Consider the following 1,120-nt stretch of genomic DNA (forward strand, 5'->3'; position numbering starts at 1 on the left):
TCACCGGAGCCACCCGGGCGCCCGAGCGCCCCGTCGGTGCAACAGGTGGCAAGATCGATCAGGAATCGAGAAGTGCGGGCCGCGACGGCACATCTAGCCTGTCGTCATGGACCTCAGCATTCACACGACCGCCCTCCCGCATGTCGACCCGGACGCGTCCGTGGCCTTCTACCGTGACATCCTCGGCTTCGAGGTCCGCAGCGATGTCGGACAGGGCAAGATGCGCTGGATCACCGTCGGACCCGTCGGCCAGCCCGGCACGTCCATCCTCCTGGCGCCGCCGGCCGCCGACCCTGGGGTCACCGAGGACGAGCGGCGCACGATCGTCGAGATGATGGCCAAGGGCACCTATGGCTGGATTCTGCTGGCCACCCGGGACCTCGACGGCACTTTCGAGAAGGTGCAGGCCGCCGACGCCGAGGTTGTCCAGGAGCCGATCGAGCAGCCGTACGGTGTCCGCGACTGCGCCTTCCGCGATCCGGCGGGCAACCTGGTCCGGATCCAGGAGGTTCGCTGAGCAGGTCATCGCCATCGAGCACCTCGCCGCACACCCCGACATGCAGCCAGGTGCTCGCGTACCTCCAAGGAAAAGGAGTCCCCTCATGTGTCACCCCTCGTGGCGGCGCGCGCGCATCGCGGCGCAGCGCCTGAGCGACTTCGCGCGACTACGCCGCGTCCGCGACCGGATCGATCGCGAGTACGCGCAGCCGCTGAACGTCGAAGCGCTCGCCCGCGACGCGAATATGTCCGCCGGGCACCTCAGCCGCCAGTTCCGCCTCGCCTACGGCCAGTCGCCGTACGCGTACCTGATGGCGCGTCGGATCGAGCGCGCGGTGGCTCTGCTGCGTCATGGCGACCTCAGCGTCGCCGAGGTCTGCTTCGCGGTGGGCTGCTCATCGGAATTGCGGCGTGGAAACCCGGCCGTTCAGGGCCGGGCGGAAACGCCGCCCCCTTCCCTTGGGATGAGTGTCGTACATGGACGGTAAAATGTGAGGCGTGGGGGATGTGGTGAAGCGGGCTTACAAGTACCGCTTCTACCCGACTCCTGAACAGGCTGAGCTGTTGAACCGGACGTTCGGGTGTGTGCGTGTGGTCTACAACCGGGCGTTGGAGGCCCGTG

The 1,120-nt window shown here is 67.6% G+C and carries 2 protein-coding genes and 1 pseudogene; all 3 read left to right on the forward strand.

Annotation, left to right across the window (positions count from 1 at the left end):
- The first annotated feature begins 106 nt into the window (after positions 1–106).
- Positions 107–517: a VOC family protein gene (locus ACY34I_RS40435; RefSeq protein ID WP_462760836.1), complete on the forward strand. Its 411-nt coding sequence runs from the start codon at positions 107–109 to the stop codon at positions 515–517.
- Positions 518–602: 85 nt separating this feature from the next.
- Positions 603–899: pseudogene (locus ACY34I_RS40440) on the forward strand (helix-turn-helix transcriptional regulator); the annotation flags it as partial.
- Positions 900–1,008: 109 nt separating this feature from the next.
- A partial coding sequence (locus ACY34I_RS40445; RefSeq protein ID WP_462759962.1) for a helix-turn-helix domain-containing protein occupies positions 1,009–1,120 on the forward strand: 112 nt, incomplete at its 3' end.

The sequence above is a fragment of the Micromonospora sp. RTBAU3-60 genome (genome assembly GCF_054963695.1).